Annotated in this window: 18 protein-coding genes; 10 read left to right on the plus strand and 8 right to left on the minus strand. The window is 65.0% G+C overall.

Annotation, left to right across the window (positions count from 1 at the left end):
- Positions 1-18: 18 nt before the first annotated feature.
- The 10 genes from V4558_00645 (at position 19) to ppk1 (ending at position 12,527) form a co-directional block, all read left to right on the plus strand.
- Positions 19-1,299 carry an efflux RND transporter periplasmic adaptor subunit gene (locus V4558_00645; protein MES2303982.1) on the plus strand — a complete coding sequence of 427 codons (1,281 nt, stop codon included), beginning with the start codon at positions 19-21 and terminating at the stop codon, positions 1,297-1,299.
- Positions 1,300-1,343: 44 nt separating this feature from the next.
- The gene (locus V4558_00650) at positions 1,344-2,009 is read left to right on the plus strand and encodes an ABC transporter ATP-binding protein (GenBank protein ID MES2303983.1); all 666 of its coding nucleotides are present in this window, start codon (positions 1,344-1,346) and stop codon (positions 2,007-2,009) included.
- A 1-nt stretch (position 2,010) separates the two neighbouring features.
- Positions 2,011-3,252 (plus strand): ABC transporter permease, encoded by a 1,242-nt coding sequence (locus V4558_00655; protein ID MES2303984.1) that lies wholly within the window; start codon positions 2,011-2,013, stop codon positions 3,250-3,252.
- Positions 3,249-4,514 (plus strand): ABC transporter permease, encoded by a 1,266-nt coding sequence (locus V4558_00660; protein MES2303985.1) that lies wholly within the window; start codon positions 3,249-3,251, stop codon positions 4,512-4,514. The genes V4558_00655 and V4558_00660 overlap by 4 nt, the downstream gene beginning before the upstream one ends.
- 145 nt (positions 4,515-4,659) lie before the next feature.
- A complete protein-coding gene (locus tag V4558_00665) occupies positions 4,660-5,904 on the plus strand; it encodes an ABC transporter permease (protein MES2303986.1) in 1,245 nt (414 codons plus the stop codon).
- 2 nt (positions 5,905-5,906) lie between these two features.
- Positions 5,907-7,154, plus strand: coding sequence for an ABC transporter permease (locus V4558_00670; GenBank protein MES2303987.1), 1,248 nt, complete (start codon positions 5,907-5,909; stop codon positions 7,152-7,154).
- A gap of 144 nt (positions 7,155-7,298) precedes the next feature.
- Entirely contained in the window at positions 7,299-8,015 is a 717-nt protein-coding gene (bshB1, locus tag V4558_00675; protein MES2303988.1) for a bacillithiol biosynthesis deacetylase BshB1, read from the plus strand.
- A gap of 126 nt (positions 8,016-8,141) precedes the next feature.
- Entirely contained in the window at positions 8,142-9,311 is a 1,170-nt protein-coding gene (locus tag V4558_00680) for a cysteine desulfurase family protein (protein ID MES2303989.1), read from the plus strand.
- Entirely contained in the window at positions 9,304-10,377 is a 1,074-nt protein-coding gene (gene mnmA / locus V4558_00685) for a tRNA 2-thiouridine(34) synthase MnmA (GenBank protein MES2303990.1), read from the plus strand. The genes V4558_00680 and mnmA overlap by 8 nt, the downstream gene beginning before the upstream one ends.
- An 8-nt stretch (positions 10,378-10,385) precedes the next feature.
- Positions 10,386-12,527 carry a polyphosphate kinase 1 gene (gene ppk1, locus V4558_00690; protein ID MES2303991.1) on the plus strand — a complete coding sequence of 714 codons (2,142 nt, stop codon included), beginning with the start codon at positions 10,386-10,388 and terminating at the stop codon, positions 12,525-12,527.
- A 127-nt stretch (positions 12,528-12,654) separates the two neighbouring features.
- On the opposite strand, the gene V4558_00695 is transcribed toward ppk1, so the two are convergent.
- The 8 genes from V4558_00695 to recR form a co-directional block, all read right to left on the minus strand.
- Positions 12,655-13,755 (minus strand): J domain-containing protein, encoded by a 1,101-nt coding sequence (locus V4558_00695; protein ID MES2303992.1) that lies wholly within the window; start codon positions 13,753-13,755, stop codon positions 12,655-12,657.
- Entirely contained in the window at positions 13,756-14,310 is a 555-nt protein-coding gene (locus V4558_00700) for a nucleotide exchange factor GrpE (GenBank protein ID MES2303993.1), read from the minus strand.
- Between the two features lie 250 nt (positions 14,311-14,560).
- On the minus strand, positions 14,561-15,796 hold the full coding sequence (locus V4558_00705) for a competence/damage-inducible protein A (protein ID MES2303994.1): 1,236 nt from the start codon (positions 15,794-15,796) through the stop codon (positions 14,561-14,563).
- A gap of 7 nt (positions 15,797-15,803) precedes the next feature.
- Positions 15,804-16,445 carry a CDP-alcohol phosphatidyltransferase family protein gene (locus V4558_00710; protein MES2303995.1) on the minus strand — a complete coding sequence of 214 codons (642 nt, stop codon included), beginning with the start codon at positions 16,443-16,445 and terminating at the stop codon, positions 15,804-15,806.
- Complete coding sequence (locus V4558_00715; GenBank protein ID MES2303996.1) at positions 16,442-17,116, minus strand: ADP-ribosylation factor-like protein; 675 nt, start codon at positions 17,114-17,116, stop codon at positions 16,442-16,444. The genes V4558_00710 and V4558_00715 overlap by 4 nt, the downstream gene beginning before the upstream one ends.
- 13 nt (positions 17,117-17,129) lie before the next feature.
- The gene (locus V4558_00720; GenBank protein MES2303997.1) at positions 17,130-17,627 is read right to left on the minus strand and encodes a roadblock/LC7 domain-containing protein; all 498 of its coding nucleotides are present in this window, start codon (positions 17,625-17,627) and stop codon (positions 17,130-17,132) included.
- Complete coding sequence (locus V4558_00725; GenBank protein ID MES2303998.1) at positions 17,624-17,899, minus strand: hypothetical protein; 276 nt, start codon at positions 17,897-17,899, stop codon at positions 17,624-17,626. Before V4558_00725 ends, V4558_00720 begins: the two co-directional genes overlap by 4 nt.
- A complete protein-coding gene (gene recR / locus V4558_00730) occupies positions 17,899-18,489 on the minus strand; it encodes a recombination mediator RecR (GenBank protein ID MES2303999.1) in 591 nt (196 codons plus the stop codon). Before recR ends, V4558_00725 begins: the two co-directional genes overlap by 1 nt.
- Position 18,490 lies beyond the last annotated feature (1 nt).

Raw genomic sequence — 18,490 nt, forward strand, 5'->3', positions numbered from 1 at the left:
AGAATAGAGGACAGCCAGATGTCTCGTGGATCCAAGATCGGACTCGGAATCGGACTGGTCGTGATCGTGCTCGGTGCGGTCACCATCCTCGGTGGCGCCCGCGGCAAGAACAAGCCCGTCGAGGTCAAGCTCGAACAGGTCGGTAATCGTGACTTGGTCGCCGCGGTTACGGCCAGCGGCAAGATCGAGGCGAAAAGCCAGGTCGATATCTCGTCGGAAGTCACGGCGCGTATCACCGCGATCACGGTCAAGGAAGGCGACCTGGTGAAGAAGGGTCAGTTGCTCGTCGAGCTCGACCAGGTGCAGTTCAAGGGCGCCGTCGATCGTGCCACCGCCTCGCTGACCTCGGTCGAGGCGCAGCTGATGCAGTCGCGTGCCAACCGCGATCAGGCCAAGCGCGCACTCGATCGTTCGAAGGAACTGAAGAAGACGGCGCCGACGCTGATCACCGATGAGTCGATGGAGCAGGCCCAGCAGGCGTTCGACGTCGCCGATGCGAATCTCAAGTCGAGCGAAGCCAACGTGATGCAGACTCGCGCCTCACTCAAGGAAGCCCAGGACAACCTCGCACGCACGCGGCTCTTCTCGCCGATCTCGGGTCGGGTCGTCCGGCTGGCGGTCGAGGAAGGCGAAGTCGCCGTGCCAGGCACCTTCTCGCGTGAAACCGGCTTGCTGATGCGGATCGCCGATCTCTCCGTGATCCAGGCCAAGGTCAAGGTCGACGAAACCGACGTCGTGCGGCTCGCGTTGGGCGATTCGGTCTCGGTTTCGATCGACGCCTTCCCCGACACGGCGTTCGTGGGCAAGGTCACCAAGGTCGGCAACAGCGCGGCGACCACGGCGGCCGGCAGCAGCGGCACCGCAGATCGCGCGGTCGACTTCGAAGTGGAAGTCACCCTGACCAATCCACCGGCCGACGTGCGGCCGGACCTGAGCATGACGGCGCGGATCATCACCGATACGCGGAAGAGCGTCCTCAGCATTCCGATCATCGCACTGACCGCTCGCGCGCATGAGGTCGTCGGCAGCGAGACGAAGCCCGCGGCACCGAAGAGCCCGGCCGACACGGCCAATGGCAAGAAGCCGAAGGAGCGTGAGGGTGTCTTCGTCGTGAACAATGGGGTCGCGATGTTCCGCGCCGTGAAGGTCGGCATCGCCGGCGACGAATATTTCGAGGTGCTGGACGGGCTGAAGGCCGGCGAAACGCTGGTGGCCGGCTCCTATCAGGCGATCCGCGACATGAAGGACTCGACGAAGGTGAAGGCAGCGCCCGCAGGGATGGAGGTCAAGAAGCCGTGAGCGATGACATCATTCGCCTCGAGGGCATCACCCGCGAATACGTGATGGGGAGCGAGCGTGTGCTCGCCCTTCGCGGGGTGGACCTCACCATCAAGCGGAACGAATACGTCGCGATCATGGGGCCTTCCGGTTCCGGCAAGTCGACGATGATGAACATGCTCGGCGCGCTCGATACACCGACCGCAGGCAAGTACTGGCTCAACGGGCACGAAGTGTCCCAGATGGCGGATGACGATCTGGCGCGGGTTCGCAACCGCGAGATCGGCTTCGTCTTCCAGACCTTCAACCTGTTGCCGCGCGCCTCGGCGCTCGCGAATGTCGAGCTCCCGCTGGTCTACGCCGGCATCGGCGGCAAGGAACGGAAGCAGCGGGCAGAGTCGGCCCTGGAGCGGGTCGGGCTGGGGCAGCGGATGCACCACAAGCCCAACGAACTTTCCGGTGGTCAGCGGCAGCGGGTCGCGATTGCCCGCGCACTCGTGAACGAGCCGTCAATCCTGCTCGCGGACGAGCCGACCGGCAACCTCGACTCGGCGACGAGCGAGGAAATCATGCGCGTGTTCGGACAGCTGCACGCGCAGGGTCAGACGGTACTGATCGTGACCCACGAACCGGACATCGCCGCACACGCCCGCCGCGTTGTGATCCTCCGCGACGGCAAGGTCGACTCCGACAAGCTGAATCCGGTGCCTTCCAGCAGCGCGGCGGCCTGAGATGCCACTCTTCGAGGCGGTGCGGCTGGCGCTGACCTCGATCCGGGCGCAGAAGCTCAAGAGCTTCTTCTCCCTGGTCGGTGTGCTCATCGGCGTCACCTTCCTGATCGCGGTTGTGTCGATCGTGCAGGGAATGAATGTCTACATGACCGACAAGTTCGCCGGGGCCCTGATCGGTGTGAACACCTTCCAGCTCCGCTCCCGCCCGAACATCCAGACGGGAGATGCGAGCGACGAGGATTGGCGCCGCTGGCAGCGCAATCCGCGCATCACCACCGAGGATGCGGCCTACGTCGAGGCCAACCTCAAGGTGCCGGCGCGGTTTGCCCGCTCCGGGTTCGACCGCGCGACACTCACCTGGCAGGGGCGCCAGGCCAAGGATATCGACGTCAATACCGTCGATGCCGAGTTCTTCACGATCAAGCACTACGACATCGTCGAAGGACGCGCCTTCTCGCCGCAAGAGGTCACCATCGGTGCGGCCGTGGTCGTCCTCGGCTACGAGCTGGGCGATCGGCTCTTCAATGGCCGCGACCCCATTGGCCAGACCATCAGTATTGCCGGCCTGCCGCATCGCGTCATCGGCGTGGTCGCGAAGCAGGGCAATCTCTTCGGCATTTCGCTGGACAAGTTCGTGATCACACCAGTCACTTCCCCGGCGCGGCGGATCGCGAACCGTCCGCACGTCATCGACGATCTGCATATCCAGGCGATCAATCCCGACCAGATGAATGCGGCGATGGAAGAGGTCCGGGTGATGATGCGGGTGCGGCGCGGCCTCAAGCCAGGTCAGCCCGACAACTTCCATCTGGAGTCGGTCGAGGCGGCCCTCGAGGGGTGGAAGAAGATCTCTCGCGTGCTCTTCATGGCGCTCCCCGGGCTGGTCGCGATCTCGCTCGTGGTCGGCGGGATCGTCATCATGAACATCATGCTGATGGCCGTATCGGAACGCACGCGTGAAATCGGGGTCCGCAAGGCCCTCGGTGCCAAGCGACGGGACATCATGGCGCAGTTCGTCGTCGAGTCGGCCACACTCTCGGTGACGGGTGCCATTCTCGGGATCGGAGCCGGCATCGTCCTGGCCTTCGCCATCCGGGCGTTCTCGCCACTGCCGGCTGCGGTGGCTCCCTGGTCGATCGGAGTGGGCGTGGCCCTCGGCATCTTCGTCGGGATGGTCGCCGGGGTGTACCCGGCGCGTCAGGCGTCCCGGCTCGATCCTATCACCGCATTGAGGCAGGAATGAGCAAGACCCTGGGTCGTGGCAACCTCCTTGCCCGCGCCGCAGAGGGTGTCACTCTCGCCCTCGATTCGGTGCGTGCGAGCAAGCTCCGTGCTGCGCTGACCATTCTCGGGATTGCGATCGGAGTGATGGTCGTCATCGCGATGGCCTCGATGATCACCGGCATCCAGGGCTCGGTCAGCGAGATCGTCCAGCGCGCGGGGCCGAAGTCGTTCTACGTCATGCGCTATTTCCGCGCCGGGCTGCAGATCTCCGACGGCACCGATGAGATGTCGCCGTGGCGCCGCCGCCCGCAGGTCACCCGCGAAGAGGCGGAGATGATCAGCAGGCTCCCGTCGGTAGCGGCCGTCAACCTGCGCGAGAGTTCGAGTTCGCGGGTCTCGTACCGTGACAAGTCCTTCGAGGACACCCAGATCGAGGGGATGAGCCCCGCGTGGCTCGAGGTCGAAGGCGGCGAGCTCAAGGATGGCCGCAACTTCACCCCGGTCGAAGACCTCAGCGGCTCCTTCGTTGTGGTCATCAACAAGGCGGCAGCCGACAAGCTGACGCCCGGTCTGGACCCGGTCGGCAAGGTCATCAAGATCTTCGGGCTGCCGTTCACGGTCGTGGGGCTGTACGAGGACCCATCGGGGCTCTTCTCCGACCAGAAGCAGCCGAAGTTTGTCGTGCCGCACACGACGTTCGTGAAGGCGGCCACCTTCAACTGGGGCTGGCTGCAGGTGTCGGTATTCCCGACGAGCCTCAGCACCCAGACGGCCACGATGGATGAAGTCACCGTGGCGCTGCGAGTCTACCGTGGCCTCAAGCCGGGCGAAGCGAACAACTTCGATCTGGTCTCGGGTGATCAGTTCATGGAGTCGTTCAACAGCATGACCGCCGGCTTCTTCCTGGTGATGCTGGTGCTCTCGAGCGTCGGCCTGATGGTCGGCGGCGTTGGGGTCGTCGCAATCATGATGATCTCGGTCACCGAGCGCACCCGTGAGATCGGCGTCCGCAAGGCGCTGGGGGCCACCCGCGGCGAAATCCTCTTCCAGTTCCTGGTCGAGGCCGCCACGCTCACCCTGCTCGGCGGACTCTGCGGGATGGCAATGGGGGCCCTGATTGCGTGGGGGATTCACTCACTCACGCCGATCCCGGCAGAAATCCCGCTCTGGTCGGTTGCCGCCGCGATCGGCGCGTCGATCGTCACCGGCGTCCTCTTCGGCCTCTACCCCGCCAACAAGGCGGCGAGACTGGATCCGATCGAGGCGTTGCGGTACGAATAGGACGAGAAGGGAGAAGGGAGAAGGGAGAAGCGCGAACGGCACAGGGGCCGGTATCTCATTGAGGTGCTGGCCTCGCGGCTTTCCTCCCTTCTCGCTTCTCCCTTCTCCCTTCTCGCTTCTCGCTTGTAGGTCTTACTTTTCATGGATGCCCTACTCCGAGGCCCTCCGCCTCGCCCTCGCCACGATCTGGGGCGCCAAGCTCCGATCCTTCTTCACCCTCCTCGGCATCATCGTCTCCGTCGGCTTCCTCGTCACCGTGGTCGCCGTGATCCAGGGAATGAATTTCTATGTTCGGGAAAACCTCACCGGCGCGATGATCGGCACCAACGCCTTTCAGGTGCGCCGCACGCCGATCTCGGTCGGGCTGCTCGACGATGAGGAAGTGCGCCGGCTCAGCATGCGCCCATTGATTTCGCGCGACGACGCCGCCATGGTGGCGCGAGCACTCCCGGACGCGGAAGCCGTGGCGCTGCAGTCGGGCTGGCCGACGCCGGCGTCGGATGTCGTCTATCGCAATCAGAGTGTCGGGGGAGTCCTGATCTTCGGTATCACCCCGCCCTACCAGCTGGTGCAGGACTACATCTTCGCCGCGGGGCAGGAACTCACGGAACCCGATCTCGAGCGTCGTCGCGCCGTTGTCGTGCTCGGCTGGGACGTGGCCTACAAGCTCTTCCCCACGCCGGAGATGGCCATCGGCAAGAGGGTCCGCGTGGCGGGACGGGAGTTCGAAGTGCGCGGCGTCACCGCCAAGAAGGGCACCACGCTGGGGCAGTCGTTCGATGGCTTCGTGCTGATGCCCCTGTCATCGTTCGAGTCGATCTACGGGCGGCGCTCCACCACCGTGATTTCGGTGAAGATGCGCGACGCAGAGGAGATCCCGTCGGCAATGAATCGGGCCGAGGAGGCGATGCGGCTGGCGCACCGGCTGCGCCCGCGTCAGGAGAACGACTTCACCGTAGACAAGGCCGACGCGCTTATCGCCTTCTGGCAATCGCTCACGGCACTGCTCTTCGCCGTGGTACCGGCCGTGGTCTGTATCGGCATCGTGGTCGGCGGGATCGTGATCATGAACATCATGCTGATGTCGGTGAGTGAGCGCACCCGCGAGATCGGTGTACGCAAGGCACTCGGGGCCAATCGACGTGACATTCTCCGTCAGTTCCTCGTCGAGACCATCCTGTTGAGCAGCTTCGGAGGCATCATCGGGGTCAGTGCCGGGTGGATTCTGGCCCAGGCTGTGGCCGCCTTCACCCCGCTCCCGGCACGGGTAACGTGGTGGTCGGTCGCCATCGCCCTGGTCCTTGGCGTCACGACGGGCATCGTGTTCGGCGTCTATCCCTCGTCGCGCGCCGCGCGACTCGACCCCATCGCCGCGCTGCGACAGGAGTAACGATGGCCTTCCGCCTGGCAAACGTGTCGGAAGGGGTCGTTCTGGCCTTCGAAGCAATGCGCGGCAACAAGCTTCGCTCCGCGCTGACCATCCTCGGTGTGGTGATCGGTGTCACGACCGTGATGGTGATGGCCTCCCTGGTCGAGGGCATTCGCTCCCAGATCTTCGCATCGATTGCGAATGCATCGCCACAGTCGTTCTACGTCATCCGCTTCTACTCCTCGACGCCACTCAATCCTGACCGGTTGCCGGCCGAAGTGCGCATGCGCCCCATCCTCTCAGAGGCCGACGCCGAGGCACTCTCCAAGGTGCCGGGAATCCGGCACGCCGGGCTCTGGGTGCAGGTACCGCAACGGATGAGTTTCGCCGGCGAGGGCTCGCAGCCGTTGCTGGTCTACGGGGCCGACAATTCCTACGTGGAAATTCAGGGCGGCACCCTGTTGCGCGGGCGGTGGTTCTCGAAGGGCGAGCTCAGCGCGGGGACCCAGGTACTGGTCATCGAGGACAAGGCCGCGCAACGCCTCATGGGGAGCCTCGACCCGCTTGGGCGCGTGGTCAGGATCGGGGGACGGCCGTTCACCGTGATCGGAGTGTTTGCGGAACCTGATAACATCTTTGCTCCGCCAGGTGCCACGAACGGTGGCGTGATTCCTTTCCGGGCTGCGCAGCAGAACTTCCATTACGACGCGACCAACGGGCTCTTCCTCGCAACGCTCGCGGAGCGCGGCACCCGCGTGGTCGACGCACAGGATGCTGCCATCGCCAATCTTCGGCGCGCTCGCTCACTGCGGCCCGCCGACCCCAACAACTTCGATGTGCTCACCCAGGACAAGATCCTCGAGACCATCGACAAGCTCACCTCGGCGTTCTTCCTGGTGATGATCGCGCTCTCCTCGGTTGCGCTTCTCGTCGGTGGGATCGGCGTGATGGCGATCATGATGGTCTCGGTGACAGACCGCACTCGCGAGATCGGGATCCGGAAAGCGCTTGGCGCCACCCATAACGAGATCCTCTGGCAGTTTCTGGTGGAGGCCGCGACGCTCACTGCCTTCGGTGGCCTGCTCGGCATCGCAATGGGAATGCTCGGCGGTGAATTGCTCAAGCTCGTGTTGCATCTGAACAGCGGACCGCCACTCTGGAGCGCGGTGATCGCGAGCGGCGTGTCGGTGCTGATCGGGCTGGTGTTCGGCGTCGTCCCCGCGAATCGCGCAGCGAGGATGGATCCGGTGGAGGCGCTGCGGTATGAGTAAGAGAAGGGAGAAGGGAGAAGGGAGAAGGGATGCCGAAGTTGTCATCCTGAGCGAAGCGAGGGAGCCTGAGCTCCGCCCCCTCGCTTCGCTCAGGGTGACACGCTTCTCCCTTCTCCCTTCTCCCTTCTCCAGTACCTTTCTTCCATGACCGTCGACCTCCTCGTAGTAGCCCCGCATCCCGACGACGCCGAATTGCTCGCGGGAGGCACCCTCGCCAAGGCCGCTGACCAGGGCCACCGTACCGGCATCCTCGACCTCACGCGCGGCGAACTTGGCTCACGCGGCTCGCCCGAGCTTCGCGCCGAGGAGGCGGACGCAGCATCGTTGATCCTCGGCGTGTCGATGCGGCTCAACGCGGGCCTCCCCGACGGCCACCTCGACAACAACGACGCAATGCGCCGGGTCGTGGTCGAGCAACTGCGCGCGCTGCGGCCTCGCGTGGTGATTCTCCCCTACATCGTGGGTCGGCATCCGGACCACCGCATCGCATCGGAGCTGGTGCGCGACGCCTGTTTCCTCGCGGGGCTCCGCAACTATCCCGCGGCGGGTGAGCCATTCAAGCCGTTCAAGCTCTGTTTCGCCCTCGCGTATCGAGAGGATCCGGTCCCGCCGACCTTCATTGTCGACATCTCCAGTACCTTCGAACGAAAGCTTGCTGCAGTTGCCTGCTATGCATCGCAATTCGGTGGTGTGACCCAGGCGGGCGAGCTCTACCCCAACGGCCAAACCCTCCCGGATCTGCTTCGGACCCAGCACGCGCACTACGGCTCGCGAATCCGCGCGGCCTATGGCGAGCCGTTCTGGACCGCCGAAACGATGCTGGTCGACGACATCATGACCCTCGAAGTCGGCTCCCTCTAGCCGGGTACCAATCGCGTAACTCCTTCCCTCGCAACACTTACGGGAACCACGGGCAGGGCAGATGATTCCGGGATGCTGTTGCGCCCGGGAATTCCGCGAAGGACCGCCCCGACTAGATTTGGGGCCATGGAACCCGTCTACCTCGATCACGCCGCGACGACTCCGGTGCGCCCCGAAGTTCTGGAGGCGATGCTCCCTTTCCTGAATGCCTCCTGGGGCAACCCTTCGTCGTCGCACCGCTTCGGTCGCGCCGCCAAGGCCGGACTCGAGCAGGGCAAGCGCGAAGTTGCCGAAGCACTCGGCGTTGAGCCGAATCAGGTGATCTTCACGTCGGGCGGCACCGAGGCCGACAACCTCGCGGTCATCGGGGCTGCTCTTGCCGCTCGCGCGCAGGGCCGGCCGATGCACGTCGTCACCACCGCGATCGAGCACAAGGCGGTGCTCGCCGCTGCCCACGCCGTGGTGCATCTTGGCGGCAGCGAAACGATCTTGCCGGTTGATGATTGCGGGATGGTGGATCTCGACGCGCTCGATGATGCGCTCGCGACCCATCCGGCGCTGGTGTCGGTGATGTGGGTCAACAACGAAGTCGGTGTGGTGCAGCCGATGGCCGAAATCGGCGCGCGATGTCGTGCCGCGGGTGTGCCGCTGCACAGCGATGCCGTGCAGGCCTACGGCAAGCTGCCGATCGACCTCGACGCGGTCGGCTGTTCCCTCCTCTCCATCAGCGGACACAAGCTGGGCGCGCCCAAGGGAATCGGAGCGCTCATCGTCCGCGACCGCCACATCATCGAATCCATCATTCACGGCGGCGGCCAGCAGTTCGGTATCCGGCCAGGCACCGAGAATGTCGCGGGCGCAGTCGCCCTGGGGCGAGCGGCGCTGCTCGCGCGGCAGGAACTCGATGGCCACGTGAGCAAGATGATCCGGCTTCGCGACGAACTTGCCAACCGCCTGCGGGCCAGCGTCCCCGACCTCGTGGTGCAGTGCGAGTATTCGGTGCGCGCTCCCCACGTGCTCAGCATCTCGGTCCCTGGGGCCGAGGCAGAAGCGATGCTGATGCATCTGGATATGGCGGGAGTGGCGTGCAGCGGTGGCTCGGCCTGTTCGACCGGGTCGGTGGAACCATCGTATGTGCTCGTCGCGATGGGAATCGATCGCTCACTGGCCCTCGGCACGCTGCGTTTCTCGCTCGGTCACGAGACCACCGAGGCGGACATCGCCCGCGTCGCCGAAATCTTCCCGGGGATTGTCGACCGGGTTCGCAAGCTGGGAGTCTCGCTCGGTCGTGCCTAGCCCGGGGAAGGTCCTTGTCGCGATGAGCGGCGGGGTCGATTCGTCGCTCGCGGCAGCCCTGCTCGTCGAGCAGGGCTACGACGTTGTGGGTGCGACGATGAAGCTCTTCTGCTACGGCGACGACGTGCCCGATCGCCCCTGCTGCTCGCTCGACTCCATCTACGATGCGCAGGCCGTGGCTCACAAGCTTGGCATCCCGCACTACGTCCTCAATCTCGAGGATCGTTTCTCGGAACGCGTCATCGATAATTTCGTGGACGAGTACTCCCGTGGACGAACCCCGATTCCCTGCGTGCGCTGCAACTCGTTCACCAAATTTCGTGACCTGCTCGCCCACGCAGATGCGCTGGGCTGCGACGCGATCGCGACGGGCCACTATGCCATCGCCCGCGACGGCGCACTCTACCGCGGCGACGATCGCTCGAAGGACCAGAGCTACTTCCTCTGGGGGATCGACCAGGCAGTCGTGGCCCGGATGCTCACGCCCGTTGGCGAGCTGAGCAAGGTCGAAACCCGGCAGCGCGCCCGCGCGATGGAACTTCTCACCGCCGACAAGCCCGAGAGCGTCGAGATCTGCTTTGTACCCGATGACAACTATGTCGGCGTGCTCGAGAAGCGCCTACCCGCCGATGCCCCGGCACTGAGTCGCGGCCCGCTCGTCACCACCACCGGCGAAGTGATCGGCGAACACGACGGCTTCGCGCGCTACACCATCGGCCAGCGGAAGGGGCTCCCCGGCGGGCGCTCGTTGCCACTCTTCGTGGTCGGCATCAATCCGGTGAGTCGCGAAGTCGTGGTCGGTGGCGCCGATGACCTGCTCGGCCATGCGGTCACGCTCGAGGAGATCAACTGGCTCGCGACTCCGTTGCGCGTTGGTGACAATTGTCTCGCGCAACTGCGCTACCGCGCCGAGGCGGTCCCGGCTGTCGTTCGCGCCGTCGGTGACGATACCGTCTCGCTCGATCTGCTGACTCCCGTGCGCGCGATTGCACCGGGCCAGTCAGGTGTGCTCTATGACGGTGCTGCCCGGGTACTGGGCGGCGGCGTCATCCGCCAGGCCGCCTGAGACTCCGGATGCACGCCGACCCGAAGGCCCAGCCGCTCCACCTTGTTACCGATGACGACGACGCGCCCGCCGGGCCGGTCATCGACTTCCGCGATCCCGCCTGGTACCTCAACCGTGAGCTCTCCTGGCTCGAGTTCAACCGCCGCGTGCTCCACGAAGCGCTCGATCCCCGGACGCCGCTCTTCGAACGCGTGAAGTTCGCGGCGATCTTCGCGAGCAATCTCGACGAGTTCTTCCAGGTGCGGGTCGCCGGCGTGCGCGAGCAGGTCGCGGCGCGAGTACTGGAGCACGGCGCCGACCGGATGACGCCGACGCAGCAACTAGTCGGGATTCGAAGTACGGTTCGCCAGATGGTCGAACAGCACTCGCGCTGCGTGGTGGGCGAGTTGATCCCCGCCCTGGCAAGTCACGGCGTCCGGGTTCACGATCGCTTCGAGGACCTCCCCGAGGCCGACCGCGATCACCTCCGGGCCTTCTTCCATTCGCACGTCTTTCCGATCCTGACCCCCCTCGCGGTCGACCCCGCGCATCCGTTCCCGCACATCTCGAATCTGTCGCTCTCGCTGGCCGTGACCCTCGCCGATGAGACCGGGCGGCCGCGGTTCGCCCGGGTGAAGGTGCCGAAGCGACTGCCTCGCTGGGTGCCGCTCACGCGACCCAACGAATTCCTGCCGCTCGAATACCTGATCGGCGCGCACCTCGAGTCGCTCTTCCCCGGCGTCCGGATCATCGGCTGGCACATCTTCCGGATCACCCGGAATACCGATCTCAACCTCGAGCTCGGCCCGCTCGCGAGTGATGACGCCGAAGATCTGCTCTCACTGATCCAGGAAGAGGTGCAGAACCGGCGCTTTGGCGAGGTGGTCCGCCTCGAAGTGCACAAGTCGATGCCGGCGGCGCTGCGCACCAGGCTCATCGAGGAATTCAACGAGGCTGATGCCGGTGAAGGGCTGCCCCTCACCGAGGACGATGTCTTCGAGGTCTCGGGACCGCTCGATGGCAGCCAGTTCGCATCGATCGCCGCACTCGACTTCCCCACCCTCAAGGATCCGCCGTTCACGCCGACGACACCGCGCCGGCTCGCCGAAGGGCGCGATTTCTTCACGGCCATTCGGGAAAGCGACGTCTTCCTCCATCACCCGTACGATTCATTCCAGAACTCGGTCGAGCGGATGATCACGGCGGCATCAGCGGACCCGGATGTCCTCGCCATCAAGATCACGCTCTATCGGACCGGTGGCGAGATCGCCCGCTTGCTTGCAGAGGCCGCCGAGCGTGGCAAACAGGTCGCGGTGCTGATCGAATTGCAGGCGCGCTTCGATGAAGAGAACAACATCAGCTGGGCGAAGCGGTTCGAGGATATCGGCGTGCACGTGAGCTACGGCGTTGCCGGGCTCAAGACCCACGCGAAGGTATTGCTGGTGGTGCGGCGCGAGGGGGATGCCATCCGGCGCTATGTCCACATCGGCACCGGCAATTACAACCCCGTCACCGCCCGCTTCTACACCGACTTCGGCCTGATCTCGGCCGACCCTGATCTGGGCGCCGATCTCTCGGATCTCTTCAATGTGCTCACGGGCTTCGCCGCGCCGAGTGGCTATCGCAAGCTGCTGGTGGCGCCACGCTGGCTCAAGCCGCGACTGTTGCAGCTCATCGGGCGCGAGATCGATCACGCGAAGGCAGGGCGGCAGGGACGCATCATCGCGAAGATGAATGCGCTGGTCGATCAGGAGATCATCGAGGCACTCTACCGCGCCTCGGCCGCCGGCGTAGAGATCGACCTCATCATCCGCGGCATCTGCTGCCTGCGCCCGGGCGTGGCCGGCGTGAGCGAACGGATCCGCGTCATCTCGATCCTCGGCCGCTTCCTCGAACACTCCCGCGCCTTCCTGTTCCGGAACGGCGGCAAGGAAGAGGTCTTCATTTCGTCGGCCGACCTGATGCCGCGTAACCTCGAGCGCCGGATCGAAGCCGCGGTCCCGATCGACGACCCGCGGCACCGCGCCGATCTGCGTCGCCTGCTCGAGATGATGCTGGAAGACAACCGGCAGGCGTGGGTCCTCGGACCAAATGGCCATTACACCCAGCGAAATCCCGCGCCAGGGGAACCCGAGCGCGGGACGCAGAAGATCCTGATTGAGCGGCGATAGCGGATGATGGATGACAGATGATGGATGACGGATGACGGATGAAAGCAAAGGGTCGGTAGCTCGGTGAGCTGTCGACCCTTGATCACAATCCGTCATCTGTCATCTGTCACCTGTCATCCGTCATCCATCATCCAAGTTTTTCATTAAACTCGCGAAAGGCTTGTTCCTGCTCCGGCGTGAGCTTCTCCGGAATCTTCACGGTCACCGTGACGACCTGATCGCCCTTCTGGCCACTCTTCTCCACGCCCTGCCCCTTGATGCGAAACTTCCGCCCCGGCTGCGTACCAGCCGGAATGCGCAGCTTCACCTTGGTGCCGGCAACCGTCTTCACCTGAACGGTTGAACCGAGCAGCGCCTGCGTCAGAGTGATCGGAATCTCGCACTTGATGTCGAGGCCGTCGCGCGTGAAGAAGCGATCGGGCTCCACCGTGAAGCTCACCAGCACATCGCTCGCTGGCCCGCCCGCCTTCTGACGTGGCCCCTGCCCCTTCATCCGCACCCTCGTGCCGGTCTCGGTACCTGAAGGCACCGTGATCAGGATCTGCTTCTCGGTGCGCTGCTCGCCGCTGCCGTTACAGGTGTGGCAACGCTGCGAAGGAATCTTGCCCCGCCCGCGACACTGCGGGCAGGGGCGCTGCACCGCGAAACCACCCTGACCGAACGAGATGGTGCCGCGTCCGTTGCATTCAGGGCAGGTTGTGAAGGTGGCGCCCGGTTCGGCACCATTGCCGCCGCAAGTGACGCAAACGTCGGTCATCGATAGAGTAACCGGCACCTTGCCGCCGACAACCGCCGTGCGGAACGGCACCGTGACGGTGACCTCGACGTGCTCGGCGCCCTCGCGCTCTTCCGGGCCGCGGCGTCCCTTCCCGAAGATCGACGAGAAGATGTCTCCGAGGCCGAACGAACCGAAGTCGGCGGCGTCGAACGACTCGTCACTCGGCGGCGACCCGCCCGGGCGTGGCCCACTGGGCCGCGACTGGGGCCGACTCCCGAAGTTGCTGAAGGCGCCGAGGCGACGCATCTGGTCGTACTTCGCCTTCTTTTCCGGATCCGACAACACGCCGTTCGCCTCGGAGATCTGCTTGAACTTCTCCATGGCAGCCGGATTGTTGGGATTCGCATCCGGATGGTACTGCTTGGCGAGTTTCCGGTACGCCTTCTTGATCTCGTCAGGTGTGGCCGAGTCGGGAACGCCGAGCAGGGCGTAGAAGTCCTGGTTCGCCACTCAGGCTACGCCCTGCTCCGAATACACCTGCACGCGCGCGGGCCGGATCACGACGCCCTTGAAGCGATAGCCGGTCTGGAAGGTCTGCTTGACCGTGTGATCCTGTTCCGGCGTCTCCGGGGCCACCACCGCGACCGCATCGTGCATCGTCGGATCGAACGGCTCGCCGGTCGGTTCGATGCGCTCGAGTCCGGACGCCTCGAGATCCTTGCGCACCTTCTTCTGGATCAGATCGAAGGCGCTTCTGAAGGCCTCACCCGAGGTCGTCGCCGGGTCGGACGCAGCCAGCCGATCGACGTCGTCGAGAATATCCAGCAGCCGCTCGGCCAGAGAGGATGCTCCGCGGTCGAACGCCTCGGTCTTTTCCTTGGTCGTCCGCCGGCGGTAGTTGTCGTACTCGGCGGCGAGCCGGAGGTAGCGGTCCTCGGAATCGGCAAGCGCGCGGACCAATTCATTATCGGAAGCCTCTGCGTCCGCGTATCCCTGCCCTTCGGTCTCCAGACTCTCGGGCGCGGTCGGCAGATCGGCGTCATTCGTTTTGGGCGTCTCAGACATCAGTCCAGATACTCCGGTCAAACGGGTGTGCTGAAAGGAACGCAACCGGTGTGCCCTAAAGCAATGCCGGATTGGCAGATGGCGAACGCGTTGCAGGCACGAAACACACGCCTTCCCATGAATGTCGCCCTGAGCGAAGCGAGGGGGCGGAGCATGGCTTACAGGCTGTCACCCTGAGGAAAGCGAGGGGGCAAGGCATCGCTGCGGTTCCCTGCTTCGCCCCCTCACTTCGTTCAGGGTGACAACGAGTCTACCCTGCGACTCTCCGCCACAGGGCAAACAGCGCCGTCTGCACCGCCCGCGCCCTGATCTCGCTCCGGTCTCCGGAAAATTGCAGCCGCCGGGATTGGACCTTCTCACCAATCAGGGTGGCGATCCAGACGGTCCCCACCGGCTTCTCGTTGGAGCCCCCACCGGGGCCGGCAACGCCCGTGATGCTGATCGCTGTGCTGGCGCCGAGCCGGGACGCGATGCCGCTCACCAGCGCCTCGGCCGTTTCCTGCGAGACTGCGCCGTGCGCCGCGAGCACTGCGGCAGGGACGCCGGCGAGCTGCTCTTTCGACGCGTTGGAGTAGGTCAGGGCGCCGCCCAGGAAGACATCCGACGAGCCGGGGATTTCCGTCAGGCGCGCGCCGAGCATGCCGCCAGTGCACGACTCCGCTACAGCGAGCGTCTGCTGGCGCGCCCGCAGCCGGCCCAGGAGCAGCGCGGCGAGATCATCCTCGCCATCGCCCCAGGCGTGGGCCCCGACGTTCTCATGGAGGCGCGCGCTGGCATCGGCAAGCCGGGAGTCGGCCTCGGCAGGCGTGAGCCCCCACGCGTCGACCCGAACGTCGACCCCGGCCACTCCAGGGAGGTACGCCAGTGTGAGCGGGGCGAGCGCATCTTCGAGCGCGCCGATTCCTTCGGCCAGCATCGATTCGCCGATGCCGCTCGTGCGCACCGTGGTCGAACGAATCACCGTATCGTGGCCGCGCGAGGCGAGCCGGGGCAGCACCTCGTGCTCCATCAGCTTGATCATCTCGCTCGGTACGCCTGGCAACATCACCACTACGCCGCGTGGCGATTCCAGCCAGAGCCCGGGCGCACTGCCCCAGTGATTCGTGAGCACCGTCGCCCCGCGAGGCACCATCGCCTGGGTGCGATTGCTCTCGACCAGCATTCGCCCCAGTCGACTCCACCGCTCAGTAAGCATTGTCCAGATCGCGTCATCGAACTGCAGCGGCATGTCGAGGAGTTCCGCGACGACGTTCTTCGTCATGTCATCGCGCGTGGGGCCGAGGCCACCGGTGGTGATCACGAACCCGGTGCGCGAGAGCGCGGCATTGACGGCGTCCTCGATCGCAGCTGGGGCATCGGCGACTGACGTGCGGCGGACGACCTGCCCTCCAACGGCGGCGAGCGCCTTGCCGAGCCAGGCGGAGTTGGTGTCAATCGTGAAACCGAGCAGCAGCTCGGTCCCCACAGTTACCAGTTCGATATACACGGAATGATCAGCGGAAGAGGCGACGGTACTGCACCAGATACACCACGAACGAATAGATCGTCAGCGTGAGGGCAATGCCAAGGGTGGCGGCCACGAAGCCGCCGTGAAACTGGTGCCACCAGAGTGCGAATCGCGACGATTGCCAGCCGAGCGGCCGGACGGCATCACGGAATGCGAACCACGCCAGTGTGCCGCCGATGAAGACGTTCTGCAAGGCGGCTTTCATCTTCCCGGCGTTGCCGGCGGCAATCACCACACCCTTGCTCTGCGCCCAGGCGCGAAACGCCGTCATCGCGAACTCACGACCGATGAGCAGCAGGCAGACCCAGAGCGGGATACTTCCCCAGACCGGAATGTCGTAGAGCTCGTGACGCTGCTGCGAAATCCACCAGATGGGGCCGAGGGTCGCGAAGAGGAGCAGCTTGTCGGCGAGCGGATCGAGCGTGCGGCCGAGATCGGACTCCAGCCCCCGCTCGCGCGCGATGCGGCCGTCGATCACATCGGTGACCGCGGCCGTCACGAAGATCACGAAGCAGGCGAGCTTGGGCCAGTACCCTTGAATGAAGGGGAGGAAGGCCACCACCGGCGTGATCGCAATGCGTGCGACCGTCAGGATGTTGGGGAGGGTCCAGACCGTAGGGCGGGTCATCCCAGTGTCTTGAGTACCAGCTTGCTGACCGCCTTCAGGGTATCGAATACGCCGTCGCCGCGAACCGCGACGCCTTCGAAGGTCGGCACTCGCTCGACCCAGACGCCATTCTGTTCCGAGACGAGGTAGGCGCCCGGGCGGTATGGGTCGGGCGTCACCTTCTGGCGTTCGGGATCTTCGACCGGCCACCCCGGATTCAGTGCCGCGTCGAGATCGCCGATGGCGGCCGCATTGGGGAGGTCTCGCTTGTTGTACTGGATGACAAACGGCAGATGGGTGAGGTCGTAGCCGTGCTGCGCCATGTTGTCGTACAGGTTCTGCATCGCTTCGAGGTTGGCTTCCATCCGGTCGATCTGCGAGTCGGCCACGAACACCACACCGTCGACGCCCTTCAGGATCAGCTTGCGCGACGCGTTGTAGTAGACCTGACCCGGCACGGTGTAGAGATGGAAGCGGGTGCGAAAGCCGCGAATGGTGCCGAGATCAACAGGGAGAAAATCGAAGAAGAGGGTGCGCTCGGTTTCGGTCGCGAGCGAGATCAGCTTCCCCTTCGACGACGGCGCGACCTTCTCGTAGACATACTCGAGATTGGTCGTCTTGCCACCGAGCCCGGGCCCGTAGTAGACGATCTTGCAGTTGATTTCGCGTGATGCGTAGTTGATCAAGGACATCCTGGTCGACCTCTCAGGCGCCGAAGAGTTTATCGAGTTCGTCCTCGGCCGCATCCACGAACCCGGCGTCCACCTGGGTCGTGGTGCCCGCATCACGGGCGAACATCGCGGTGAAGATCGTGGTGAGCTCCGACACTGCGCTGCGCATCCGCAGCTTCACCAGGCCGAGGGTGGTACGATTGTCGAACAGGACGACAAGAATGACGCGCCGGGCGATGTCGGCGAGGTAGAGCGATTCCTTCTCACCCTGATGAAAGAGCGCGCCGAACTCCGGCTCACCGAGGAGGCGGGCCAACTGATCGTTCGCCGAAAAATCGGCAGCCGTCAACGAGGCGAATGCGGTCGGGTCGAAGGTTGGCGTTTCACCAACGGTGATGAGCATCTGCCCGGCGCGGTCAACCAGCAGGGCCGTGCGCCCCGAGGCATCTCGCAGGAAATCCACCAGCACCCCGCGGATCCGTTGCGAATCTTCCTCGTGAAAGGCCCACGATGCCGCACGTGGGGCGGTCACGCGATCGCCTCGAGCTGGGCAATCAGGCGGCGCGCGCGGCCCTGCAACACGGGGACCGTTTCCCACGCGACGTAGTCGAGGAGGAGCGGCAACGCCTCCGGCTCCTGTGATCGCTCGAGCCAGCCCAGTGCCGCAAAGCGCCGGTGCCGCCGATCGGAGAAGAGATTGCGACGATGACGATGGTCATACCCACCGGCCAGCAGCCATCCTCCGAGGACGCCAACTGCGGCGGCACCGAGAAAGGTGGTGGTCGGAAAGGGACGACGGGACATCACAACTCCTCGCGAGCGGTCAGGGCATGGGTCAGGGTGACCCCGTCAACGTATTCCAGCTCTCCACCAACCGGCAGGCCGCGTGCCAGACGGGAGACGCGCACTCCGGCGTGTCCGGCGAGGACCTGCTGCAGGTACGTGGCCGTGGCCTCCCCCTCGAGCGAGGAATTGGTGGCCAGAATCACCTCGCGCACCTCTCCCGCTACCAGCCGCCGCTCAAGCAGGTCGATCCGCAGTGCATCGGGGCCAATGCCATCGAGCGGCGATAACCGGCCGCCCAGCACGACGTAGCGACCACGAAAGGCGCCCGATCGCTCGAGCACCGCCACCCCGCTGGGTTCCTCCACGATGCAGAGTACGCCCGAATCGCGGCGCGGATCACTGCAGATCGTGCAGACTTCACCCTCGGTGGGCTGCCCGCACTGGGTGCACGGATGCACCCGCTCGGCCACAGCGACCAGCGCGCCGGCCAGCGAGGCCATCCGATCCCGAGGCTGTTGCAGGAGATGGTAGGCGAGCCGCTGCGCGGTCTTCCGCCCCACTCCCGGAAGCCGCGCGAGTTCGCCAATGAGCGTCTCGAGGGCGCTCACG

Source organism: Gemmatimonadota bacterium (genome assembly GCA_040388535.1).
Taxonomy (GTDB): Bacteria; Gemmatimonadota; Gemmatimonadetes; order Gemmatimonadales; family GWC2-71-9; genus Palsa-1233.